The 24612-nt window shown below is 44.1% G+C and carries 21 protein-coding genes; 6 read left to right on the top strand and 15 right to left on the bottom strand.

What is annotated here, in order from left to right; genetic code table 11:
- Positions 1-182: 182 nt before the first annotated feature.
- The 6 genes from M9196_RS02570 to M9196_RS02545 form a co-directional block, all read right to left on the bottom strand.
- Positions 183-1376 (bottom strand): MFS transporter, encoded by a 1194-nt coding sequence (locus tag M9196_RS02570; protein ID WP_250615967.1) that lies wholly within the window; start codon positions 1374-1376, stop codon positions 183-185.
- Positions 1377-1491: 115 nt separating this feature from the next.
- A complete protein-coding gene (locus M9196_RS02565) occupies positions 1492-2010 on the bottom strand; it encodes a hypothetical protein (RefSeq protein WP_250615966.1) in 519 nt (172 codons plus the stop codon).
- Between the two features lie 390 nt (positions 2011-2400).
- Positions 2401-3639: a quaternary amine ABC transporter ATP-binding protein gene (locus M9196_RS02560; protein ID WP_250615965.1), complete on the bottom strand. Its 1239-nt coding sequence runs from the start codon at positions 3637-3639 to the stop codon at positions 2401-2403.
- On the bottom strand, positions 3639-4532 hold the full coding sequence (locus M9196_RS02555) for an ABC transporter permease (RefSeq protein ID WP_250615964.1): 894 nt from the start codon (positions 4530-4532) through the stop codon (positions 3639-3641). Before M9196_RS02555 ends, M9196_RS02560 begins: the two co-directional genes overlap by 1 nt.
- A gap of 272 nt (positions 4533-4804) precedes the next feature.
- Positions 4805-5815, bottom strand: a complete 1011-nt coding sequence (locus M9196_RS02550) for an ABC transporter substrate-binding protein (RefSeq protein ID WP_250615963.1) — start codon at positions 5813-5815, stop codon at positions 4805-4807.
- 91 nt (positions 5816-5906) lie between these two features.
- Positions 5907-6788 (bottom strand): DMT family transporter, encoded by an 882-nt coding sequence (locus M9196_RS02545; RefSeq protein WP_250615962.1) that lies wholly within the window; start codon positions 6786-6788, stop codon positions 5907-5909.
- 91 nt (positions 6789-6879) lie between these two features.
- On the opposite strand from M9196_RS02545, the gene M9196_RS02540 reads away from it, so the two are divergent.
- Positions 6880-7776 (top strand): LysR substrate-binding domain-containing protein, encoded by an 897-nt coding sequence (locus M9196_RS02540; RefSeq protein ID WP_250615961.1) that lies wholly within the window; start codon positions 6880-6882, stop codon positions 7774-7776.
- A 67-nt stretch (positions 7777-7843) separates the two neighbouring features.
- Here M9196_RS02540 and M9196_RS02535 read toward each other — a convergent pair whose 3' ends face one another.
- The 3 genes from M9196_RS02535 to M9196_RS02525 form a co-directional block, all read right to left on the bottom strand.
- Positions 7844-8740, bottom strand: coding sequence for a hypothetical protein (locus M9196_RS02535; protein WP_250615960.1), 897 nt, complete (start codon positions 8738-8740; stop codon positions 7844-7846).
- A 274-nt stretch (positions 8741-9014) separates the two neighbouring features.
- On the bottom strand, positions 9015-10169 hold the full coding sequence (locus tag M9196_RS02530; protein WP_250615959.1) for a porin: 1155 nt from the start codon (positions 10167-10169) through the stop codon (positions 9015-9017).
- A gap of 453 nt (positions 10170-10622) precedes the next feature.
- Positions 10623-11789, bottom strand: coding sequence for a porin (locus M9196_RS02525; protein WP_250615958.1), 1167 nt, complete (start codon positions 11787-11789; stop codon positions 10623-10625).
- A gap of 609 nt (positions 11790-12398) precedes the next feature.
- Here M9196_RS02525 and M9196_RS02520 point away from each other — a divergent pair.
- From M9196_RS02520 to M9196_RS02505, 4 genes are all read left to right on the top strand, one after another.
- Positions 12399-13343, top strand: coding sequence for an aldo/keto reductase (locus M9196_RS02520; RefSeq protein ID WP_250615957.1), 945 nt, complete (start codon positions 12399-12401; stop codon positions 13341-13343).
- Positions 13344-13685: 342 nt separating this feature from the next.
- Positions 13686-15035, top strand: coding sequence for a peptidoglycan DD-metalloendopeptidase family protein (locus M9196_RS02515; protein ID WP_250615956.1), 1350 nt, complete (start codon positions 13686-13688; stop codon positions 15033-15035).
- Entirely contained in the window at positions 15001-15717 is a 717-nt protein-coding gene (locus tag M9196_RS02510) for a DUF1007 family protein (RefSeq protein WP_250615955.1), read from the top strand. Before M9196_RS02515 ends, M9196_RS02510 begins: the two co-directional genes overlap by 35 nt.
- Positions 15710-16636 (top strand): HoxN/HupN/NixA family nickel/cobalt transporter, encoded by a 927-nt coding sequence (locus M9196_RS02505; protein ID WP_250615954.1) that lies wholly within the window; start codon positions 15710-15712, stop codon positions 16634-16636. The genes M9196_RS02510 and M9196_RS02505 overlap by 8 nt, the downstream gene beginning before the upstream one ends.
- A gap of 130 nt (positions 16637-16766) precedes the next feature.
- Here M9196_RS02505 and ylqF read toward each other — a convergent pair whose 3' ends face one another.
- From ylqF to M9196_RS02475, 6 genes are all read right to left on the bottom strand, one after another.
- On the bottom strand, positions 16767-17705 hold the full coding sequence (ylqF, locus tag M9196_RS02500) for a ribosome biogenesis GTPase YlqF (RefSeq protein WP_250615953.1): 939 nt from the start codon (positions 17703-17705) through the stop codon (positions 16767-16769).
- Between the two features lie 349 nt (positions 17706-18054).
- The gene (locus M9196_RS02495; RefSeq protein ID WP_250615952.1) at positions 18055-18684 is read right to left on the bottom strand and encodes a heme-binding beta-barrel domain-containing protein; all 630 of its coding nucleotides are present in this window, start codon (positions 18682-18684) and stop codon (positions 18055-18057) included.
- A gap of 471 nt (positions 18685-19155) precedes the next feature.
- Positions 19156-20247 (bottom strand): ABC transporter ATP-binding protein, encoded by a 1092-nt coding sequence (locus tag M9196_RS02490; protein WP_250615951.1) that lies wholly within the window; start codon positions 20245-20247, stop codon positions 19156-19158.
- Between the two features lie 5 nt (positions 20248-20252).
- Positions 20253-21137, bottom strand: a complete 885-nt coding sequence (locus M9196_RS02485) for a carbohydrate ABC transporter permease (RefSeq protein WP_250616267.1) — start codon at positions 21135-21137, stop codon at positions 20253-20255.
- 24 nt (positions 21138-21161) lie between these two features.
- A complete protein-coding gene (locus M9196_RS02480; RefSeq protein ID WP_250615950.1) occupies positions 21162-22055 on the bottom strand; it encodes a carbohydrate ABC transporter permease in 894 nt (297 codons plus the stop codon).
- A gap of 71 nt (positions 22056-22126) precedes the next feature.
- On the bottom strand, positions 22127-23353 hold the full coding sequence (locus M9196_RS02475; protein WP_250615949.1) for an ABC transporter substrate-binding protein: 1227 nt from the start codon (positions 23351-23353) through the stop codon (positions 22127-22129).
- 251 nt (positions 23354-23604) lie between these two features.
- Here M9196_RS02475 and M9196_RS02470 point away from each other — a divergent pair, with 251 nt between their 5' ends.
- The gene (locus tag M9196_RS02470) at positions 23605-24612 is read left to right on the top strand and encodes a LacI family DNA-binding transcriptional regulator (protein WP_250615948.1); all 1008 of its coding nucleotides are present in this window, start codon (positions 23605-23607) and stop codon (positions 24610-24612) included.

The raw sequence follows: 24612 nt of genomic DNA, 5'->3' as shown, positions 1-24612 counted from the left end.
AGTGAGCAAAGCTCCAAGCCTTGTTTACTTGTAAAGATAGCTCACGATGCTCCTTTCGCGAGTGCCGGCGACTATAGCATAATTCCATTTCTACAACGCCAGTTAAAACAAGCGTAGTGTTGGCAGTTTTCAGAAGAATCTAATGTAGTAGGTTGCCAATGTAATGATGGGCTACCTGGGTATTAAGACAAGGCAGGCGGAGTTTTCGGGCTTTTGATGACAAAATTAAGCAGCATAAGCAGTGCGATTGGAAATAGTGAGGCAACTAGCATCCACGTCCAGCCTTGTGAGAACAACACCATGCCAGCCCCTAAGGACCCAGCGGCCTGAAAAGTAGTAATGGAAAAGTCGTTCACGGCTTGGACTTTAAACCGTTCGTGAGTGTGATAGGTTTGTGGTAATAAGCTGGTACCGCCGATAAACAAAAAATTCCAACCGATTCCAAGCGCCACCAGTGCCCACCAATAGTGATGTACAGAATGGCCAGCTAACCCCACAGCAATGCAGCCAAGGAAAACCACACAGCCAACAGTGATCAGTTTGTAGAGACCAATACGCTTAATAATTAAAGGCGTGATTAAAGAAGGGAGGTACATCGCCATAACGTGGCTCTGAATCACCCATTTTGCATTTTGAATATCGTGACCATGTTCCTGCATTGCTAACGGAGTCGCCGTCATCAAAAATGCCATCACTGCGTAGGCGGTTAGCCCAGATCCTATCGCTAACCATAATATTGGTTGTTGAAAAAGCTGTGGTATGGTTCGGACTGGTCCTGGATTGGTATCCGTTTCTCTGATTTCGAGTGGCTTCATAGCCACCGCCAAAATACACGCCCCCACCGCCTCAAGTATTCCTAGCGCAACATAGGCATTGGCGTATTCCGAGTCGAATATTGCGACCATTTGACCAAGATTTAGCAGTTCCGGACCTACCCATGCAGCGGCGATTCCACCCACTAAGACTAGGCTAATGACCGATGGATGTTGAGCAGGGGTGTGGCAACTTTCTATCGCCGCAAAGCGGTATTGCCCCACATAGGAAAGTTGTGTACCCAGGATAAAGGTGCTGAGTGTGAAGCCCAAAAAGTGACCTTGTTCAATGTTCCAGCTGGCAAAAAAGGCAGCTAGGCTGCTGACAACTGCTGCAATAATAAACGCATTTTTACGCCCAATAAGACGTTGAATTTTTGCTGCGGGGAAAACGTTTAGCGAGACACCAAGGATCAAAGTGGTGACTGGGAGGGTCGCATAAGCGGGTGAGTCGTGTAGGGCTGCACCAATGATACCACCAAGAAACACATTCAATGCACCGACCGACAACACAAAAGGTTGCACAGCAGCAAGTAACCAGGCATTCCATGGCAGGTTTTTCATTCAGTTGTTTCCGACGTTGAAGCAAAGACACTGACTGTTGTACAAGAAATATCTATAAAATGAAAGAGAAAGGCCTTAATAGTCGAATATCAAGGCCTTATCGTGCTGTTAGCTGTTAGCTGTTAGCTGTTTGAAGTTCTGCTTTAGCTTGTTTTTGAGCTAGGAACTTAGCGATAACGGTCACACCAGCAATATACATTGCGCCGCCTAGCAGGCCTGTCGCCATCCAAGAGAAGCCGTGCTCAACAACGTGATCTTTATGTAGGATACACATAACGACGTACGCGAAGGTAATGTAACTAAACGCAAAATGTGCAACAGGGCCTAAACCAATAGTAATCAGTACTACGCCACCGACATAGATGTAAAATGCATTTAGACCACCTACGTATGGTGCTAAAGCGCCAAGAACAGAAGGGATTAACATACCCATCGCGATGCCAGCAATACCTGCGGCAAAGATGTTCTTTAATTTGCTTAAGTCGAATTTTGCTTCAAAGAAGAAAATAAGCGCAAGGAAAGCTGGCCATTTGTCGTGAATGCCCAGCTCTTGAAGAATAGCGGTGCCCGCCACAATCCAAAGTGTAAGTAGGACAGTTTTTGTAATATGTGCAGAATTGAATACTTGATTCATGTTCAGGTTCTCTGTAGGGAGTGAAGTAAAACGGTTTGGGCGCGCATTCTATAGATACATGGAGATTGGGTCACTAGGGGGAAACCATGCAACTATCTGAATTATTGAGGTAAGTGGCCGCTCGGTATCAGCTATTTCTATTGGTGTGTAAAATTCAAACAGTAGTATTTTGTTTTCAGATGTAAGGCGGGCGTAGTACTGGCTTTGGTGGATTATATAGTGCGAGAGAATACTATTCACCATGGCAATTCAGTGGTGGCAGGGGCGCTGTTGTCTGGAATGTTTTAACGTTTTGGGCGTTAAATGAATAACGCTTAATCACAACCCAAGAGGCATGATTAAGCGTTATATATTATGTTGAACTCTCAATGATCCATACAAGCGCTGCTATTACGCAGCGTTATTCTTTACCGCGGACGGTTTCTCTTCATCGTCTGATTGAGACGTATCACTTAACACATCGGCCAGCGTTGATTTTGAAAGGTGACCTTGTAAGTCGCCGTTATCATCGACTACTGGCAGCGGGTGGTCACTGTCGAGGGTTTCAGGGATAACGGCTTCGAGCAACGCATCACTTTGAACCGCAGGGACATCATCAAGCATCTGAGATGGGATCTCTTTGTGGTAATCTTTTTGCTCGACTTGGTCTAACGTTTCTTGCGTAATCACACCTTGGTAACCCTCATCGTTAACGACATAACCATAGTCTTCTGACGATCGGCGCATTTGTGTTATGGCTTCACCCAGTGTTTCGGCGGTAATACGAGCAATAGGCGGCTGCATGACCGTTTCAACGGTAAGCGCTCTTGCTCGATTGACGTCTTTTACGAACGCTTCGACGTAATCATCGGCTGGGTTTAACAAGATGTCCACCGGTTTATCTTGCTGCACGACCACACCATCACGGAGAATTGCAATGCGATCACCTATGCGTAGCGCTTCATCTAAATCGTGTGTAATAAAGATGATGGTCTTATGCAGTTTCTCTTGAAGTTCGATCAGTTGATCTTGCATCTCACTTCGAATTAATGGGTCGAGTGCAGAAAAGGCTTCATCCATCAGCAAAATATCGGCGTCAGTACACAATGCTCGAGCAAGTCCGACTCGTTGCTGTTGTCCACCAGAGAGCTGGCTAGGATACTGTTGTTCATACCCATCAAGCCCTACCGTTTTGATCCACTCTCCCGCTTTTGCGTAACGATCTTCTTTACTTAAACCTTGAATTTGTAACCCATAAGCGACGTTATCGATAACGGTTTTGTGCGGTAGCAGGCCGAATCGCTGGAATACCATCGACATTTTATGGCGTCTAAAGTCACGTAGTTCTTGGTTAGAAAGCTTCATCACATCGGATCCATCGACAATGATTTCGCCCTCAGACGGGTCAATAAGTCGGTTGAAGTGACGAATCATCGTCGACTTACCCGAACCCGATAACCCCATAATGACGAATATCTCGCCGGGATAAATATCAAGATTAATATTTTGCAATCCAAGGGTATGACCGGTTCTAGCAAGAAGATCATCTTTGCTTTCGCCATCTTTTACCGCTTGCAAGTAGGATTTGTCTTTTGGGCCAAAGATCTTGTACAGATTTTTGATCTGAATAATAGGTTGAGGCTGAGTCATTAGTCTCTTCCTCCTAAATGTGCTTGCGTACGCTTAGCATAGCTTTGCGAGACGCGGTCAAAGATAATAGCCAGAGCTACGATCGCGAGACCGTTGAGCAGACCAAGAGTAAAGTATTGGTTAGTGATGGATTTGAGTACCGGTTGACCTAATCCCTTAACACCAATCATAGAGGCAATAACCACCATCGCAAGTGCCATCATGATAGTCTGGTTGATGCCAGCCATAATATTTGGCATAGCCAGTGGCACCTGTACACCAAATAAGCGCTGCATCGGGCTTGCGCCATAGGCAGTAGAGGCTTCTAACACATCTTTATCCACTAAGCGTATACCTAAGTCGGTTAGGCGGATAACCGGCGGGATGGCGTAGATAACAACGGCAATAACGCCAGGAATTTTACCAATGCCCAGTAGCATAACAACGGGTATAAGATACACGAAGGCGGGCATCGTTTGCATGATATCGAGAATCGGGGTAATGACGGCTCGGGCTTTTTTCGATTGAGCCATTAGTATTCCGGTTGGAATGCCCAGCGCAATGGCGACAAAGGTTGAGACGAGAATGATACTCATGGTTCGCATGGTATTATCCCACATACCAAAGAAACCAATTAAAAAGAAGGCGACGGCAACGGAAAGAGTCAGTTTCCATGAGCGACTGGCAACAAATGCCAGACCTGCCAGAATGCCAATAATGAGCCACCAGGGGCTACTTAGAAGCAGTTTTTCAAACCAAATTAGGAAGCTTAGAAGAGGATCGAATAGCGATTCAATCGTGTCTCCGTATTCTCTGGAGAATTCTCTATACGCACCATCAAGTGTTTTTCGTATATCGAGTAGTTGTTTTCTATCAAGCTGAGGAATTTCACTCAACCAGCTGGCATCGGACATCTGTCACTCCTTGACCACTTATGCCACTATTTTTTGCCATGTTAATGATTCACCACAAGGGCTTATCATTGGTGACCTCTTAAAAGGAAAACCATGGCTCAATAGCAAAAAAGGTCGCTCGGTTTAGCATCTTTGCCTAAAAGGTGAAGAGATTACGCTAATCCAAAGGCGACCATACTTATCTTTCTTATAAAGAGAGCATTGATCGAAACGGGTAACACTTGTCAATGATCAATGCTCGTTCGCTACGATAACTAGTAATTACGCTCGAATTACAGTGCGTCGATAGCAGCTTGTACTTTAGCGGCAACATCAGCAGGTAGCCACGTCGCCCATGTATCTTTGTATTCTTTCATGAAATGTTCAGCGGCATATTCACCGTCAGCTTGCTCATCTTCCATCCAAGCCAGTAGACCATTCATCTGCTCATTGCTGAAATCACGTTTAGCGAAGTATTCCATCGCGGCTGGTGAGTTTTCTGCAAATGACGTTGTCACAACCGTCTCGACAACAGAAGGTGGATACATTGTTGCTTTTGGTGTCAAACAGTCTTCACTCGTAATACATTCTTTGAAGTATTCTTCGTCAACGCCACTACCGAAATCGACCTTAACCATTTTGTATTTACCGAGTACAGCAGTAGGTGCCCAGTAGTAGCCAAACCATGCTTCTTCGCGCTCGTAAGCTTTAGCGATTGAACCAGAGAGGCCAGCGCCTGACCCTGGGTCAATGACTTCAAATCCGGCTTCTTCTAGATTAAGAGCGGTAAATAGGTTACCTGCCGAAATTTGGCAGTTCCAACCCGCTGGACAGGAATAAAAACCTGACTTAGCAGGATCTTCCGGGTGACTAAAGAGTTTGGCATTAGCGACTACGCCTTCAATGGTGCCAAGAGACGGATCTTTTTCGACCATATAAGCAGGTACCCAAAAGCCTTCTTCACCGCCATCAGACAGTGTCGTACCAGCGTACTTAATACGGCCTTCTTTTACACCCGCGTCTAGCGCTTCACGCATAGAGTTACTCCAAAATTCAGGAGCAATATCAGGCTGTCCTTTTGAAATCATGGATGCGCCGGTTGGCATGGTATCGCCCGGAACAAGTTCTGCTGGACAGTCATAACCATTTTCTAGGATAAACTTATCGATATTGGCAATGAGAGTAGCGGAGTTCCAGTTCATGTCAGCGATGGTGACAAGTTCACATTCACTAGCAGAGGCGGTTTGAAGGGATGAAGCGACGAACAGTGAAGAGATTAGCAATTTCCTTGCAAGGTGTTTCATAATGATTTTCCATATCAGGGTTCACTATTAAGTATATGAAATATGTCAAAATATTACAAACCCCATTCACATTCTGTTCACACCCAGCTCACTAATTGTCAATTATCGTCGATTTAATATGCGATCGATTGCGCTTTTTTTCTCGCTTGGTAAGCCAAATAATAGGCACGACGATCATCAAGGTTCCGATTGCCATAAAGATATCGGGCATTTCGCCAAACCATAATAGACCGACAACCACAGCGCCAATCAGCCCACTGTACTCGGCACTGGCGATTTTATTACTGTCTACGGCGCGGTACGTTAACACGCACGTCGCAGCGTAAATTAAAATAAATGTACTTGAAGCTGCAGCGGTGGGAAAGGCACTCCAATCCCAAGCTTCTCCTTCCAAATAGGCCAAGCAAAGCGCGACAGGGATACCCGCTAAGTTAGTCATGAGTAAGGTGTGCGCAACAGATTGATCCTTAGGTAATTTACGAATAAGCAAATTGTTAATCGCAATAGTGAGTGCGACCACTAATGCGGCAAGAGCAGCAAAATCGATTTGATCGGGGCGAATAATGACCAGTACTCCGGCAAATCCCATGATTGCCGCAGAGATGGTTTGTGAAGAGAGTTTTTCGCCAAAGAATAGGGCAGCCAGCGGCAACATTAATAATGGAGCAGCATAAAAAATTGCATTGGCGGTCGCTAAAGGCATGGATGAAATAGCGTAAACCATGAATACGGCCCCAAATACCCAGACGTGTGCACGAACAAAGTGCCATTTGAGTCCAGCGGTTAGTTTTTTAGGTTTACTAAGCAAAAATAGAGGTAATAAAAGCAAGACCGCTGAGATTTGGCGGAAAAAAACAAACTGGAATACGGCGACGTCATTACCCACGCTTTTAATCATCGCGTCAGACAAAATCGCAACTTGATTTCCAAAAACAAGCAATAACATTGCGGTGGTGACTGACATCGTTTTCATAACATTCCTCTTCATTTCTTTACCAGAGAATAGAGTTATCTTAGGATGAAGTTAAGTGATAAATATTTTCTTAGTATGAGTTATTTAGATAATGAAATTACCTCCATTGAGAGCGGTGCATTGTTTCGAATCCGTTGCGCGAAATTTAAGTTTTTCGACAGCAGCCGCGGAACTTAGCGTCACGCAAAGCGCAATTAGTCATCAAATCCGTTTGCTTGAAGATTATTTGGGTGAAGCGCTGTTTATTCGACAGGGGAGGAAACTGTCTTTGTCGGAATGTGGCGAGCAGTACTTAGAAGAAGTGAGCCCCGCAATTGCATCCATTGCTAAAGCGAGTCAGCGTATCAGAGAAGGTGAGCAAGGGACTATCCGCTTGGCGTTATACAGTTCGCTTGCAGTGAAATGGCTCATACCACGTTTATCAGAATTCAAGCGATTGTACCCAGATATCGAGTTGACGTTAAACATGGTCGCAGAGGATCCCGATCTTTCAGACAAAACTGGGGACTGTTTTATTACTGTTGAACAGCCAACCAGAAACTATGTCGCTGAACCACTATATAATGAAGTGCTTTACCCCGTCTGTAGCCAGAAAATTTGGAAAGAGATCCGTGATAAATCGTTACCAGAAGCGATTTGGGACTATCCGATACTCTCAACCGACTCGGTGTTTCGGGAACGAGGCAGAGATTGGAAAAAGTGGTGCGAAGCGGGAGGAATAGCGCTGCCAAAGAACCTCGATATGCAGCATTTTAGCCATATGTTATTGGCTGTAGAAGCCGCCAAGTACGATCAAGGGATCACATTTGCGAATGGTTATATGATGACGGAGCGAGATTTACAAGATTTGGTAATGATACCGTCCCACGGTTTGGAAACGGGGGATAATTTTTACTTTGTCTACAAGAATAGCAGAGCGCGTCAACCAGAAATCAAAAAACTGTCCAATTGGTTACAGCAACAATGTGTCCAGCGATACGTGGATTAAGACTTGTCAGTGTAGGAGAGGCCTCCTGACACTACACGAAAGACATCGTGAGCATCAGGACATGTGGCTAAACCATCTCTTCTACTTGATGGGTGTTGTGCAACAGTTGCAGCACTTTATCGATCGAGAAATGTTTATCGACTGCTAAGGTAAATTCACACAAGGCGACTTTAATGATCAACACGTTCAACTCAGGGAAAGTGGGATGAGGTTCCAATGCGATACTTTCGATAAGTCCTAACCGTATGAAGGTGTGACCAAACTTATAATTAGCATCCTTGACATCAATAATGTGCTTACCCTGGTTGGCGATGATCAAATCCACACCATCTGTCATTATCATTGAGCGAAGCAGTTTGTACTGCACGAAGTTGTGGTACAGATCCATCAGACTACTGCGTTTACGTTCGGTTAACGATAGCCCGCTTTGATAGGCCAAAATGTGTAAAGGGTCGAGGGGCTTTTCCGTACCGCAATAAAAGCTATAAGTGACTTTGTCGAGTAGACTTTTATCATTCAGCTCGTTAGAAACTGGGTAATGCTTACGTGGTGATACCATTTCGCGTAGCAATTTGATGACATGGCTCGCGACGTCTTGAGAGACAAGATTATACTTGATGACCATCTCACCTTGAATGGACTGCAATCCAATATAGTTATCGAGTAAATCCCCTCCGTGAGTGAGAAAGAGTACATCGGTATACCACATTTTTTCAGCCTGAATGCGTTCACCGTCTATCTTTAAATGCAAAATAAAGTCTTTTTGAATGATGACCACTTCAGGGTAGAGCAGCATGCCTGGTTTCATGTTCCTACGTTCTTGATGAACCGGTATTTTGAAACTGTAGACGGCATCGTCAAAAAACTGCTGTTGCTCGGAAAACTGCGGCGGAATATCTTGTTCTGACTTGATTTCGACCAACCAAGGGCCGAACTGGTCATACTCTTTTTTTAGGTCGTACATACCTTACCTTCCTTGCTGTCTAGTAATTAATCAATACAACTCTATGTAAAATAATAGCACTTTGTTGTGATCTTTCTCGAAAGACACTGGAAAGGAGGCTCATATAAAGAGAAGTGAAAGGATAATTGCAAGTTCCTGGTTCCTAGAGATAGATGTTAGGTGGCAAGTGACAAAAGAAAAAGGAAACAAGAAAAATCGTTTCTCATTTCCTTTTTGATTAGGGTTCTTTGTTAAAGGCGAGCCATATCGGTCTCGTCGTTTGGGCGATATCTAGTTAGAAAAATACCGCTGCGCCAAGGAAGAAGTGGCGGTTTCTGCCATAGTAGTCATGCGTCCCTCCTGTGACCCAGTTGGTAGAGCCATTTAAAGTCACCGCGTCAGAGTAGGACTCAAGGTATACTTCTCCCCAAGGCACGGGCGCCCACGCGGTGCCAAGGTTGAACATGGATGTTTTGGTGCCCACGGCGTTAGTGTTGTTGTCCCGCTCGATACCAAATTCATACCCGCCATAAATGCGCACAGAATCTAATACATATAAGTTTGCGCCTAGACCGAAATTATCGGTGGTGGTGTTCAAATCTGTCCCACCATTACCGTTGCGCGCTTCAAAACGCTCAAATCTGGCAGATAAAGAAGCGCCACCATCGAAAAAGTGGTGTTCTACGCCAAGCGCCAACTGTTTGATATTGGCATTGCTTAGTGTGATCTCTTGATTGGCGTCGCCCAGTAGATCAATCACTTTTCCAGAAATATTATCGGCTTGGTTATAAGCGGCGACAAAGTAGGTGCCGAAGGAGGTGGTATAAGCGGTGGCGGCGCCAAAACCACTATCGATGGTGATTTCGTCACTTACGGCAGGCAGGAATGCACCAAAGTTTAGGCGGTTACCAAATCCAATATGGTCTTCGGAACGCTTGGCTTGATATTGCAGTCCAACATAGAAGTTATCGGTTTCTTTCTTCCATATTAGGGTGTTTTTGGTGCGACGACTGCCCAGCTGGTCTGACTGCATCATGTTTAATCCGCCCGCAAAATAGGCGTAGTAACCAACGTCGGACTTCACATAGGGGCTTTCTTGGCGACCAATCGTAATGTCGCCATAGGTCGTATGGCCAAAGCCTACATAGGTTTGTCGTTGGGCTAAAGCGACATCGGATTCATCGGATTGAGTGCCAAAGTTGACATCGTATTCAAGTTTAACAATGGCGCGATAATCTCCGAGGGTATGGGTGATGTCAAATCCAATCCAGGAGCCGGGATCTTCGATGTAGAGATTGCCGGACTCGTAACCAATGGCATCGCCACTGCCCATTGGAGATTCTGGGTCATAATGATAGCTGCTCAAATGCGCGGCAATGGCACCATACATCGTCAGATCTGTGTTGTCATCGTTGTAGAGCTCCACTGCAGTGGAAGAAAAAGTTGCCAAAACTAGCAGGGAAAGGGCGTGCGAAAAATTTAAATGCTTCATATTCTTGTACTTATATTAGGTAATTAAAAGCGAGTATTTGTTTAAAACACCAGCGACTACTTTATTAATTAGATAATACTTTGATTATTGATATGTATAATATTTGTTAATGTGAATAATGGTCTTAATAACCAGTAATTATCGCAAGCAGTCTATTAATAAAACGCCATTGCATTTATGAGGATTATCACAGTTTATTTTTTTATAAGTTTTTATGCATTCGATTGTCAGGGGGTAATGGAGGTGTTGTATTGATAAATTTAATTGATTCTGTGATTTGTACCATTATTGGTAGTTATAACGAGTTTGAGGTGAAGATGAGTGATCTGGAGTATTGTTGAAGAGATGTAAAAAAGCCCTTAAGAAAACTTAAGGGCTGGATTGGTCAGTACGTTTTTATCTAGATTTGGCTTAGAAGAATACGGCTGCGCCTAGGAATACGTGAGTGCCTTTACCTGCCTCTACTTCATAAAATTCATTTTTATCATTATAGGCTTCAAGGTAAACCTCGCCCCAAGCAACAGGCGCGTAAGCGGTACCAACAGCAAACATGCTGAAGTCGCTAACTGCTATATCAAGTATGTTGCTTTCTTCTTTGCCCATTTCATAGTTAGCGAAGATTCGCCATTGATCGCTTAGGTACATGTTTGCACCAATACCGAAGCTGTTACCGCTTACATCGTAAGTCGCTGTCGCTGCGCCATCTTTTGAATCATAGTGCTCGTAACGTGCTGAAAGTGATATACCGCCGTCCATAAAGTGCTGCTCTGCTGCAACCGAGTATTGTGAAAACTCTGCATTTGTAAGAGTAGTTTTAGGAGCTGTTACTGGGTCTAAAAAGCTGTTTAGATCACCGTTAATATCATCGTTTCTGTTATACGCTGCAGCAATGTAAGTTCCGGTGCTTTCAAAAGTGTAAGCAATCGCTGCCCCAAAGCCGCTGTCGATGGTTGTATCGCCCACGAATACCTCGCCATACGTACCACCATTACCAAATGCAATCTGGTCTACTGAACGCTTGGCTTGGTACTGTAGGCCGACATAGAGATTATCAAAATCATTTTGCCAAACGACAGCATTTAGAGCACGACGAGAGCCTAGCTCGTCAGAGAAGCTTTGGTTAAACCCGCCAGCCCAATAAGTGTAGAAGCCTTTATCTGTCTTCATGTAAGGGCTGGTTTGCCGACCAATAGTTACAGCACCAAAGTCGTCATGGCCAAAACCGGCGTATGTTTCGCGAGCTGACAGTGGTTCTTCTTGCTTAATGGATGTCTCTGATGTTGGAGATGTTTGGAAGTTTAGATCCCACGCGACACGAGTAAGACCGTAGAAACTCCCTTGCTGGTGTCTAATGTCAATATTTAGGTAAGAGCCTGGATCTTCGATAAGCATATTTTCGCTGTCAAAAGCCTCGCCTAAGGCACTATCTTTATCGTAGCCATAAGAAGCCATCTGGGCTGCGACAACGCCTGATATTCCGGCAGTTGTTCCTTCGTTATTATAAAGCTCAATCGCACCAGCTTGCGAAGCGGCAAAAACACTGATTGCAAGCGTAGAAACTTTAAATAGACCTTTCATAGTTATTTCCTTTTTATTGTTATCCATTTTGGGAGTTTATTACCCCATTTAAAAATAGATTCTATTTTTAAATACCACTGTTGGGGGACAGGTTTACATATTGCTAGTATTTCAGTTTTGTATATTTTTCTTGTATTTCACTTCGCGAATTCATCTACGCGTCATTTGAGTTAAGTGTAAAATATTTCTTTCAAACAGGTGTTTAATCTAGGTCACATAAATTGGACCGATGAATTTATAACTATTATGTTTGTCAATAGGTGGTTGGGGGCAACTGACAGGAAATGAGATTGATGTTAACTGGATGTTTCTTGTTATAAGTGTATTGCTATCGCTTGAGGTTTTTATATTGCTTCTGTGAATGATAAGGATAACTCTTTTGGGTTGGCTTTTGGCGGATTTTAGGGCGATAGGGTGTTGTCTGGCGTTTGGTTGCTTGTGTGTATTTGTGATGTTTTGGTTGGATTGATGATTTTTTACCTTTTATTTGTCATTTTTAGGAGGGGTAGGTGGGCGGTGCGGGGGCTATTCACCAAATTCGGCAATTAGTCATTGAGGGGGATGTGAAAGCAGCTTAGGATATCGCTAGGTAAAATAAGGAGTCAACCTATGGTTTCAACAGCGGTTTCAACAGCGGTTTCGAAAGCAGTTTCTAAAGTCACCACCGCGCCAAGCGGACCAGAGCTTTCACAGTTGGTTCAAGGGTATTGGCGACTCGCCGACTGGGGTATGACCCCGCAAGAGCGACTCACGTTTCTTAAGCAGCATATCGAACTCGGTGTCACGACGGTTGATCACGCTGACATTTATGGCAACTATGAATGTGAGCAGTTGTTTGGTGAAGCGTTAGCGTTAGATAGCCAAATCAGGGATGAGATTCAAATCATCACTAAATGCGATATCAATTTATGCAGTGAAAAATTTGCTGATCGCAAAATCAATCATTACGACACCAGTGCAAAACACATCTACCAGTCTGTAGATAACTCATTGCAGCGACTTGGGGTTAATGAGATAGACGTGTTGTTGATACACCGTCCGGATGTGTTGATGGATGCCGATGAAGTGGCAGAAGCATTTACTGAGCTTCACAAAGTCGGCAAAGTGAAGCATTTTGGTGTGTCTAATTTCTCACCTCGCCAATTCGATTTGCTGCAATCTCGCCTTAGCAAACCATTAGTGACTAACCAGGTGGAAATCAATCCACTGAACTTTGAAGTGGCGCATGATGGTACGCTTGATCAGCTACAGCAACTTCGCGTTTCTCCTATGGCATGGTCAACGTTAGCAGGTGGTGAAATCTTCTCCGGACAATCTGAGCAAGCACAACGTGTCCGCGGTGAACTGGAAGCGATTCGTCAGGAAGTAGGCGCGAGTAGCATTGACCAAATTATCTTTGCTTGGGTGAAACGTTTGCCGTCAAAGCCATTGCCTATTGTTGGCTCAGGTAAAATCGAGCGCGTTAAAGCGGCGGTAGAGGCGATGGAAATTGAACTCACTCGTGAACAATGGTATCGCGTTTGGGTTGCGTCTAAAGGCCATGGTGTGCCATAACCATCATTCAAAAAAAGGGCATTGATACACAGAGACGAATTGAAACGTTTAACGTTTGACGCCTTAAAAATAACCGCACGTGCTAGGTTTAACTACCTAAATGAAGCGACTTCATTATGCCGTGCGGTTTTTTGTGTCTGTAATTTGCTTACCCTTTGTTTTCTAATAAAAGTGCACCGCTTCATCAGACTATTTCTTTTTCTTTAATTTTAATTTAGAGTTTTAAACTAAAAACCCCATTAGAAACACCTTGAAACGAAAGGTATGGTAAAATAAGAGCTATGATTGTCTTTTATTATACTGTTATGTTATAACATAACAAATTTTCAATTCATTTTTATCATGTCCTATAAATTCTCTCCTTGGATGCTTTGCCTCTTTTTCGTCACGACGCTGGTTGTTGGTGTATCACTTTTCGGCAATAGCCACCGTTCGTTCATTACCGAGGTATTTTTACCAACAGCTAATCCAGAGCCCCATGATACGGTGAAAATTACCCCTTATGATGGCAAGCTTTCAGGTGAAGCGACGAGTACCGCTTCACCTGAAAGGGACCTAACCAACATTGAACGTGTTCATTACTTCATTCAGCCAGGTGACTCGTTAAGCACAATCTTTGAAACGCTGAGGGTACCTCTCGCAACGATACCAGAGTTATTGTCGGCAGATATTTCAGATCTAAAGCTCGATAATCTTGTACCAAACAAGCGATTAGAGTTTGTCGTTGATAGGTCTACAGGCACGCTTATCACGTTGACGTATCACCTTAGCCTTGTTGAGCGCTCGGTCTACTCTCTTGTTCACAGCGAAGAATTACCAAACCAGACTTTGTATCATTATGATTTCATAGAAGAGAAGGGGGAGTGGACGCCCCGTATGGTTATCGGAGATATCGTTGGCAGTTTCGCCGCATCTGCCCATAAGCAAGGTTTAAGTTCTCGTCAAATTTCAACTGTCAGCCGTGTTATGGCTGACAAAATCAACTTTGCGCGTGATTTAAGGCCTGGGGACAGGTTTGAAGTCTTAGTGAGCGAGCAATACCTTGGTTCGTATGCGACCGGAAATTCTGAAATACAAGGTGTGCGCTTTTACTTGGGTAGAGAGGTGGTGTCTGCCTTTTTAGCGCGAGATGGTCGATTCTATGATCGTGATGGAAATAGTTTGGAACAAGCCTTTAATCGATACCCGATTGCTAAAGAATATCGCCGGATCACTTCTCCATTTAATCGTTACAGAAAACACCCGGTTACGGGAAGAGTCTCGCCTCATAATGGTACAGATTTCGCCACGCCTGTCGGAGCGCCAATCTACTCAACTGGGGATGGCAAAGTTGTGGCGGTAAGAGAGCATCCGTACGCAGGAAAATATTTGACGATCGAGCACAATAGTATTTATACGACCCGCTACCTGCATCTTAGCCGCTTCCTTGTTAAACCGGGCGAATTGGTTAAGCGTGGTCAAAAAATTGCCTTGTCTGGGGCCACTGGCCGTCTTACTGGTCCTCATCTTCATTTTGAGGTGTTAGTACGTAACCGACCAGTTGATCCTATGCAGGTAGACTTACCATTGGCACAATCGTTAGCAGATCAAGAGAAGGATTCATTTGCCACACTGATCGCAGCTTTTGATGATGTGTCTTCACAGCAATGGCAGCGTCGTGACGAAGATTTGGCGGCTCGTCATGCTTCCTAGCAGTCGATCTGAAGATGGGATGTTTGGTCGTTCGAAACATCGAACCACGACAGCACGCCCGTTTGCTGCGCTGATACTTTTTTTGTCACCACTTATTTGGTCAGCACTTTGTTATGGCCATCCACACTCATGGATAAGCCATACCTTAACCATTCATGGTGAAGAAACTAGAGTCGATAGTCTCGAAATGGAATGGGTGTTTGATCCTTTTACTAGTGCCTATGCCTTAGATGGGGACTTTACCGTTTTTGACAACGAGGAACGTGCGTCAGAAGAGGCGAGGCGCTTAATGTTAAATTTACTCAATACCCATTATTTTACCTACCTGTATTTGGATGGGGAGCCACTTAAGTTTCGAATACCCACATCGTACTCATTAACAAAACGTGGTAAGCGAATGGTATTGGCATTTTTGTTGCCACTTTCGAAACAAGTTGAACTCTCTGGGCAGCACTTGTCAATTCAGACTTATGACAATACCTACTTTATCGATATTGCGTGGAAATCGGTACGGTCGATTAAGCTCGATTCGAGCGTCGCGTCTCAATGTCACGTCGGTTTAGTACAACCATCGCCGTCACAAGAGATTCAAAATTACGCCATGTCGCTCGCACGAGACAGCGAAGAAGATTCGGAACTAGGTCAACATTTTAGCCAAACCGTGAGTATTCATTGTGGATAACCACCGATATCAATTTAAGCAAGCTGGTGTCATTTTACTTGTTAGTGTTGTGCTGATTGCGGGTCTGTACTGGATAGTTGAAAACTGGGTTTATCTTCGTTGGCAGCTTCACTCACTGCAACGGATGCTACTAGAGCAGCTAACAGACGCTCTAGAAGCGAGTCAGCGAGAAGAGGGGGCACAATTATTCAGCACCAGCCAGTGGGCGCAGTGGTTGGTAGTCCTTGCGGTTTGTGGCTACGGTTTTGTCCACTCACTGGGGCCTGGTCATGGTAAGTCAGTATTGTTGATTGCAATGCAAGCCTCTAAACCGACCTTACGCCGGATCGCTGGTTTCTCCCTAGCTATCAATGTTGTGCAGGGGCTCAGTACTTGGTTAGTCGCATCAGCTCTGCAGTGGATTTTAGTCTTAGGGTTTAAAGATACCATTGCGTTAGTGGGTAGCCTTAATCAGTGGGTTGGTGCAGGGATGCTCGCCATTGGGGGATTTGGTGTGCTTAAACGAGTGTTTTTGTTAAGCCAAGCACCGAAAGAAAAACAGACCGAACCCTCTCAGCGCCCTTTCTCCGGATCTTCCGCAATCTCGTCGTCTTATGGGGTAATGTTGGTGGTGGCGCTGAGACCTTGCTTAAGTACCAGCTTAATCTTTCTCTATACGGCCTTGTGGTTCGAGCAATCTATCGCAAACCTTTTGTTGATTGCTAGCTTTGTGGGCAGTTTTTTATCCTTGTTACTGGTGTCTTTTCTAGCGTTAAGCGTCCAACGTCGTTTTGTTGGTCAAACCAAAGAGGAAGGGGCAGGATTTACAGAGCATAAACGTTGGCAAAATGTCACAGTGCTCGCGATCAACTTCTTTTACATGGCGTTAGGCTGGACATTGTTAGTAAATGCAAAGGTGACAATGTCACCGATATTTTAAGGAACAGTCTCAAGGTGGGGTTTGCCTCAAGGAGTGAGTCTGTCTTGAGGTACGGGCTTGGCAAAAACAAAAACACTCTCATAAAAGAGAGCGTTTTGCGGCATAGCGTTAAAAATTCTATCTTTAAGAATTAGCGCTTGTTCTTCAAATAGCGTTTACGGCGCTCTTCTTTCTTCTTAATCTTCGCTTCTGTTTTACGTGCTTCTTCAATCTCGACTTCAATCAACTCTTTGGTGATCATTTCTGGTAACTCAAGTGTGATTTGTCCAAGCGTGCCACTACGTAGCTCATGTAATAATATCTCAGAAGCTTTATGAAGATTGACTCGACCGCCAGATTGCAGCGCACCACGCTTCTTACCAATCAACTCCATGAGTTCTAGGTCAGATTCAGGTAGCGCTTCATCAATCTGGTAGCGCTCTTTAAGTCGCTCTGCGTAGTACTGCGCAAGGTATTCAACCGTATAAAAGGCCACTTCATCGTATTCAATCGCGGTATCTTTTACTGCACCGGTAGCCGCAAGGCGAAATCCACTGTGTGGGTTCTCCACTTTTGGCCACAATACGCCTGGAGTATCAGATAGCACGACGCCATTTTGCAGGTTGATTCGCTGTTGGCGGCGAGTCACCGCAGGCTGGTTACCAGTAACGGCGATAGTGCGACCCGCAAGGCTATTAATGATGGTGGACTTACCTACGTTAGGGATACCCATGATCATGGTGCGAATGTTTTTACCAATCGCTTCGCGATTTGGAGCCAGCTTTCGACAAAGTTCAAGGATCTGCTGCACTTCATGCTGATTACTCGTGGTAATTGCAATCGCTTTCACGCCTTGCTCTTTTTCTAAGTGTGCGATCCACAACTCGGTTTTCTCTGGATCGGCTAAGTCGCGCTTGTTCAACACTTTAACGACAGGCTTATCACCACGTAGGCTCGCAATCGTTGGGTTCTCACTACTAAAAGGGATACGAGCATCAAGAACTTCGATGATGACATCGACTTGCGGAATCACTTCCTCAATTTCTTTAAGTGCCTTGTGCATGTGGCCCGGAAACCATTGAATGGACATGAATGAAAACCTCAGTGTTAAATTTTTTGCCCATTTTAGGGGGATCTTACAGATAGTAAAGGGTTAGCGGCGCTAGATTGCAATTTATTGCTAAGAAAATGCTCTCTTGAGTACGCTGTTAGGTGAAAATACTGGTCTAGAGATTGGTTGATTGAGCAACGAAGCTAAAACGAATAACTAACAAGATAAGTACTTGTCCATGACTATATTACTTGGAGAATCGCACAAAAAGGGGAAAGGCGGCCTAGTCGCTTGAAATAAACCAAAGCCTCTTTAATATAAAGAGGCTTTAAATAAAGATAGATAAATATATCGTTTAAGTAATTAATATCTAAAACAGGATATTAGCTTAGTCTTTTACACGCTCTAATACAGAAGCGTCAGTATGGGAAAATACACCATCATAAATTTCTAGCATCGTAGATTGAGAGTAGGTGAGTGTGTCACCCTCAATATTTAAATTCATGGTGAAGTCAGTTGTGGTTGCATTTTCAGTCATAAAGTTAGATTCAGCAACACCACGACTAGACATCTTTAACGTCATGTTATTTCCAGCAGGGCCTTCAGCTGTTACACATGTTGTCCTAGGTACACAGAAAGAGTTGTAGACGATTTGGTTTTCTTGGTCGTAAATAAAATAACCGCGCTGGTCATGAAACTTAGAATCGTCCGTCTTTCTGAATACTTCTTGCTTGTAATAAAGGGCAACAAGCGTTTGTTTACTGGCATTCACGGCATCTGCTGCGACTTCAAAGGTCATCACTTCGTAATATGGAGTCACAGCCGGTGCACCTTGGCCTTGTGGTGTGCCTGCTTGAGCTGGAGACATATCTACGCCGCCAGTATCAGCTGTCTTCCAAGTGCCCACAAGTTGAGCGAGTGGGCCAAAGTCTAAGCCGTCAATGGTGGTATGATCTGCGTACGATGACATTGGTATTAGTGCTAGAGATGTTAAGGCTAACGCTTTCGCTAATTTCATTGTTACTTCCTTTTATTTATAGTTACTTCGTTGTTATGACGTCATATTAATGCCTTGAATATATTTAGTAATTAATAAAAATCAATTTTTTGTTGATCAAAATAGAAGTAGTGAATTATCAGGCCTGGTTATTGGTGGTTGTATTTTTATTAATGGTAATTGGCGAAAGTTAGGCTGGTTATCATAACCATTACTGTGATTAGTGGTTATTGGTGAGGTATTTATGACGTTTCGTTGTGAGTTGTCCTATTGTTATTTATAACAATAGATGTATCGCGATGTAATATTACGACCTGGTATCAATAGTGTTGTCTGATAAATGTCATTTTTTAATGTTGAGTGTTGAATAGTGAATAGTGAATAGTGAATAGAGGATGATAGGTGATAAGTGCTAGATATTTGTACTGGTGGGTATGCTAAAGGTCCCCCCAAATTGCGTAGTCTATCTACGCAATTTGGGGCACCTCATTTTTATAACCGCTGTGTGGTGTTGGAATCAAAGATAGAACAGCGCGCCGCGTCGACTTTTACAGTAATGTTTTCTCCAGCATGGATTTCAAACTCTGTGGTCGTGCGATGAGATAACGTATGTTCACTATCAAACCGTGACCACACGAGAGTATCTGAACCCATCGGTTCAACGAGTTCAATAACACCAGTTAGGCTGTTTTCGTCTTCATCTTGTGTTAATGACGTGAACAAATGCTCTGGTCGCATGCCGAGTGTGACAGCCATGCCATCAACAGCCGGTGATTTAAATGGGTAATCAGTGACATTGAGTGACAGTTGATGGGATTGAAAATATGTGTTCTTTCCGTCAACCCTTAACTGACCTTCAACACAGTTCATAGCGGGAGATCCTAAGAATGTCGCCACAAAAAGATTTGAAGGTTTGTTGTAAACATTATGTGGTGTGTCCAGCTGTTGAATGATGCCATCTTTCATGACTGCAATGCGATCCGCTAAGGTTAGCGCTTCAATTTGATCATGAGTGACGTAGATCATGGTTGATTTAAGGGTGCGGTGGAGTTTTTTAATTTCGAGCCTGAGCTCGGCCCTTAGTTTCGCATCCAGATTGGAAAGAGGTTCATCGAACAAGTAAATGTCGGCATCACGTACGAGTGCACGCCCAATCGCGACTCGTTGGCGCTGGCCCCCGGATAGTGCGGATGGCTTACGGTCGAGCAGGGCTTCGAGTTGCAGCAATTTAGCCGCCCATTGTACTTTTTTGTTGATGATCTCCTTATCAACCCCGGCAATTCGAAGCCCAAAAGACATGTTTTTCTCAACTGACATCGTTGGGTAAAGTGCGTAGGACTGAAAGACCATGCCAATGCCACGATCCTTCGGGTCAGTCCATGTCACGTCTTTTCCATCAAATGAGATGCTGCCACCACTGGAGTCAATAAGTCCCCCAATCGCATTGAGTAGGGTGGACTTTCCACATCCTGATGGTCCTAGAAGCACGAGAAACTCGCCATCATTGATATATAGGTCTAATTGTTTGACGACTTTAGTGCTCTCATAACTGATATCGAGCTTATTAATATTGACTATACCCATGATGATTATCCTTTTACTGCACCAGAAGCGATGCCTCTGACAAACCAACGTCCCGATGCCACATAGATGATCAGAGGAACAAGAGAAGTAAGAATGGTAGCGGCCATGTTGACGTTGTATGCGCGCTCACCGGTGGTGGTGTTAACAATGTTGTTGAGCTGTACTGTCATTGGTAAGTTCTCGGTACCTGCGAAAACCAAACCAATCAAGAAGTCATTCCAAATATTGGTTACCTGCATAATCACGGCCACGATGATAATAGGCACGGACATCGGTAGCATGATGGCAAAAAATACTTTGAAGAATCCCGCGCCGTCGATTCGGGCCGCATTAAACAACTCCATTGGCAGCGTACTGTAGTAATTGCGAAATAGTAGCGTCATGATTGGCATTCCAAAAATAACGTGCGATACCACAACGCCAGTAAGCGTGCCGTAGATACCTAAATCAGCGTAGACGCGGATAAGTGGGTATATAAACACTTGATAGGGAATAAATGCCCCAAGTAATAAACACGCAAACAGCAGGTTGGCGCCTTTTATGCGCCAAAAGGAAAGGGCATAGCCGTTAATCGCACCAAACAGAACAGAAATCAGAACGCTGGGAATCAAAATCTTAACTGAGTTCCAAAAGCCAACTTGTAAGCCATTACACTGGAGTCCTGTACATGCACTACTCCAAGCGACTTTCCACGAATCAAAAGAGAGTTGCTGTGGTAACGCAAAAATGCTGCTCATGCGAATTTCATCGAGCTCTTTAAATGACGTCACAAGCATGACATAGAGAGGCAGCAAGAAAAACAGTGCTGTGATGATCAAAAAGCCATAAATGCCGATGCGTCCCCAACGCGCTTTGGTTGATATTGGTCGTTTGGTGACAGCTGGCGTCATTGTAGGTGAGAGAGTATTCATAGCCTACCTACCTTGTTTCTTGATGTAATTGGTATAAATGAACGGTGCAATAAGACACAGAACGGTGGTGAGCATCACGGTTGATGCAGCAGTGGCAATACCTATGTTTGCACGTTCAAAAAGGTTATCCATAATGAACTTTGCAGGTACTTCACTAGCGACGCCGGGTCCACCTAACGTCATAGCTACCACCACGTCATACATTTTGATGATGCTGATGGAAAGCAGTACCACGGTGGTGATAATCATTGGGCGAAGCATAGGTAATATAATGCTGACATAGACGCGCCATGTTGGAATGCCGTCTATCTTGGTTGCTTTCCACAAGTCCTCATCGATACCACGAAGTCCTGCAAGAAGTAATGCCATGACCAAACCTGAACCTTGCCAAACCGCCGCGATAATAACGGTATAAAGCACCATGTCTGGATTCACGATCCAATCAAAAGTAAACGACTCCCAACCTAAGCTGCGCATCGCACTTTGAATACCTAGCTGTGGATTGAAAATCCATTGCCACACTAATCCTGTTACGATGAAAGACATCGCATAGGGGAAAAGGAAGACGGTTCTAAAAAAGCTTTCAGCTTTGATTTTTTGATCAATAAATATGGACAGTAAAAAACCCAGTACAAAACAAATCGCCAAAAACAAAAAGGCAATAATAAGTAAGTTTTCGAGCGACGTTACCCAGCGTGATGTTTCGAATAAACGTTCATATTGAGAAAATCCGACGAAGTCATACTTAGGCAGCATTCTGGAGCTAGTGAATGATAGCCTCACCGACCAAAACATCGTGCCCATGTAAGCCACAATAACGGTAAACGCCATTGGAAGGATAGCGACATAGGCTAGCGTGTTTCTTCGAATATGCCGTTTAATGGCGACTAGATCCATAGGGGGGATCTCCCTTGTTGATTGGATACAGAGAAAAGGCATCAGCCGCAAAGCGATTGATGCCTATCAGATTAATCTCTTAAAGCACGCTCAAAAACAGTGACGGCTTGCGCAGTGGTGATATTTGGAGAGTTCCAAACTTCGGTTACCGCATCTTTTAGTGAGCCATAAAGGTACTCTTCCATCAACATGGAGCCATCAGGAATTTGACGTTCTGCCACTTTCAAAATAGCGGCACCTTTTTGTGCACAAATGTCCATAGAAGAAACATCTATGTCGGTTCTCACTGGAACAGAGCCTTTTAAATTATTGAATTTAATCTGAGTCTCTGGATTAAGCATGGACTCAACCAAGCTTTGCTGAGCTGCAATCTGCTCTTTGTCATCGGTTTTAGGGAAGACAAAGACATCGCCACCGACGATATAGAGAGAGTCATCGCCTAAACCAGGAAAACAACCGTAATCTTGGCCAGGGATCTTGTTTGCCTGAGTGAATTCGCCTTTTGCCCAATCTCCCATTACTTGAATACCAGCTTTGTCGTTGATAACTAAGCTGGTGGTATCATTCCAGTTACGACCAGGTGAGCCCGTATCAACGTATGGTTTTAGTTTTAAGAAGGTGTCTACTACGGCTTTAAATTCATCAGAGTTCAACGTTTTCGAGTCTCTTTTACCCAAAGCGTCAAGATAGAGCTGTTTACCGCCAATATTACTCAGTACGGTGGCGAACAAAAGGTTCTCTTGCCAGTTTTGACCGCCTAATGCGAGTGGGATATAACCAGCTGCCTTTAACTTATCTAATGCGGCAAACAACTCTTCTGGGGTTTGTGGTTCTTGCTGAATTCCCGCTTTATCAAACGCTTCTTTGGAATACCAGAACCAACCAGGCATATGAATGTTGACAGGCGCAGCGTAAAAATGGCCATTTACTTTGATGGCATCTAGCGTTGGCTGCGGCAGGATTTGTTCCCAGTTATTCGCTTTAGCGACCGCATCGATGTTATTGAGCATGTCTTCAGCGATCATCTCATGATATTGCTGCGAGGTATTAAACAGTGCGGCAGTCGTAGGCGAGCCACCAATCATACGGTTAATAGCAGCAGAGCGAGCGTTTGAGCCACCCGCTACAGCACTGTCTTTCCAAGCGCCCCCATCGGCTTCATAAGCTTCCGCTAATACTTTTATTGCAGCGGATTCTCCGCCAGATGTCCACCAGTGCATGACTTCAGCTTCTTCTTTGGCAAAAGCAGGTGAGACGGAAATGGCGATGGCAGCAACGAGTGTCACGTTCTTGATCATGAGAATACCCTTTCGTTAATTTGTTATTGTTCCTAAGTAGTATTTCTTTCAATGGAATCGATTCCATTTACTATTTTATATCGCTTCTTTATTTTCAGATCTAGGAACTTTTTGAGTAATTTATAAACATGAGAATTGGGTCACTAATTTTACGACTTTGTATGATAACTGTAAAAAGTGGTGTCTAAAGTGATGAAATTTAACTAATATGAATAAACTATAGTTAGGAATATTCCATAGGGCAGCGACCAATGGCAACGATAAAAGATGTGGCAAAACTTGCAGGAGTGGGTGTTGGAACTGTTTCCAGATATCTATCAGGGAATGCCTCGATTTCGCAAAAGACAATGGACAAAGTTGCAACAGCGATGGCGGAACTTAATTACCGTCCGAACAGTATGGCGCGATCGCTGTCCTCTAAAAAGTCGAACATTATCGGTCTTTGGGTCCCGTCATTTTCAGGTTCGTTTCATCGCAAAATGTTGCAAACGATAGAAAGGGAATTACGCAAGCGTGACAAACATATTATCTTAGCAAATGCCGAGGATGCGACTACAGATGAAGAGCGGATTGCGTGTCTGGATTACCTCATCGAGCGCGATTGTGACGGGATTTTGATGTCATGCCCAGAGTTATCCGTTATTGAGTTGGCAAAGATCGAAGCGCGTTACCCAAAAGTGGTTTTCATTAACCGTGACATCGAAGAATTGCATCAAAAAACGTTTAGCGCCGATCATTATCAAGGCGGAAAGCTAGCTGCACGCCATCTAGTTGAACTAGGCCATAAAGATATTGCGGTGGTCAGTGGAAGAATGAGCGCACAGGATGCAAAAAAACGCCATCAGGGCTTTGTCGATGAATTGAAATTATCAGGCATTGAAGTTGATGCTGATCTTATCGAATCTGGCGGCTATAGCTTTGAGCAAAGTGCGATTGCCACCCAGCGCTTGTTGAGTAAAAACAAGCCATTTACCGCTGTCTTTTGTGGCAACGATAATAGTGCAATGGCGGCGATGGCGACGCTGCACCGTCAAGGGTTGCGTGTTGGTGAAGAAGTATCAGTAGTGGGGTATGACGATATTGATATTTCAAGTTACACCTCGCCAGCAATGACCAGTATTCATGTACCACTCGAAGAGATATCTCGTAATGCTTGTCACCAACTACTGAATTTATGTTACGACGAAAAACTGCCTATTGAGCAGAATTTCACGCCCACTTTAATGATCAGAGAATCCACCGCCATCGCGAGGAAGTAG

The sequence above is a fragment of the Vibrio methylphosphonaticus genome, assembly GCF_023634655.1.
Lineage (GTDB): Bacteria > Pseudomonadota > Gammaproteobacteria > Enterobacterales > Vibrionaceae > Vibrio > Vibrio methylphosphonaticus.
Note: the sequence above shows the minus strand (reverse complement) of the source record. Positions and strands in the feature narration are given on the sequence as shown.

Bases quoted from the DNA above. Each gene is read 5' to 3' on its own strand.
- M9196_RS02570 (WP_250615967.1), bottom strand. From the start codon at position 1,376: ATGAAAAACCTGCCATGGAATGCCTGGTTACTTGCTGCTGTGCAACCT.
- M9196_RS02565 (WP_250615966.1), bottom strand. From the start codon at position 2,010: ATGAATCAAGTATTCAATTCTGCACATATTACAAAAACTGTCCTACTT.
- M9196_RS02560 (WP_250615965.1), bottom strand. From the start codon at position 3,639: ATGACTCAGCCTCAACCTATTATTCAGATCAAAAATCTGTACAAGATC.
- M9196_RS02555 (WP_250615964.1), bottom strand. From the start codon at position 4,532: ATGTCCGATGCCAGCTGGTTGAGTGAAATTCCTCAGCTTGATAGAAAA.
- M9196_RS02550 (WP_250615963.1), bottom strand. From the start codon at position 5,815: ATGAAACACCTTGCAAGGAAATTGCTAATCTCTTCACTGTTCGTCGCT.
- M9196_RS02545 (WP_250615962.1), bottom strand. From the start codon at position 6,788: ATGAAAACGATGTCAGTCACCACCGCAATGTTATTGCTTGTTTTTGGA.
- M9196_RS02540 (WP_250615961.1), top strand. From the start codon at position 6,880: ATGAAATTACCTCCATTGAGAGCGGTGCATTGTTTCGAATCCGTTGCG.
- M9196_RS02535 (WP_250615960.1), bottom strand. From the start codon at position 8,740: ATGTACGACCTAAAAAAAGAGTATGACCAGTTCGGCCCTTGGTTGGTC.
- M9196_RS02525 (WP_250615958.1), bottom strand. From the start codon at position 11,789: ATGAAAGGTCTATTTAAAGTTTCTACGCTTGCAATCAGTGTTTTTGCC.
- M9196_RS02520 (WP_250615957.1), top strand. From the start codon at position 12,399: ATGGTTTCAACAGCGGTTTCAACAGCGGTTTCGAAAGCAGTTTCTAAA.
- M9196_RS02515 (WP_250615956.1), top strand. From the start codon at position 13,686: ATGTCCTATAAATTCTCTCCTTGGATGCTTTGCCTCTTTTTCGTCACG.
- ylqF (WP_250615953.1), bottom strand. From the start codon at position 17,705: ATGTCCATTCAATGGTTTCCGGGCCACATGCACAAGGCACTTAAAGAA.
- M9196_RS02495 (WP_250615952.1), bottom strand. From the start codon at position 18,684: ATGAAATTAGCGAAAGCGTTAGCCTTAACATCTCTAGCACTAATACCA.
- M9196_RS02490 (WP_250615951.1), bottom strand. From the start codon at position 20,247: ATGGGTATAGTCAATATTAATAAGCTCGATATCAGTTATGAGAGCACT.
- M9196_RS02485 (WP_250616267.1), bottom strand. From the start codon at position 21,137: ATGACGCCAGCTGTCACCAAACGACCAATATCAACCAAAGCGCGTTGG.
- M9196_RS02480 (WP_250615950.1), bottom strand. From the start codon at position 22,055: ATGGATCTAGTCGCCATTAAACGGCATATTCGAAGAAACACGCTAGCC.
- M9196_RS02475 (WP_250615949.1), bottom strand. From the start codon at position 23,353: ATGATCAAGAACGTGACACTCGTTGCTGCCATCGCCATTTCCGTCTCA.
- M9196_RS02470 (WP_250615948.1), top strand. From the start codon at position 23,605: ATGGCAACGATAAAAGATGTGGCAAAACTTGCAGGAGTGGGTGTTGGA.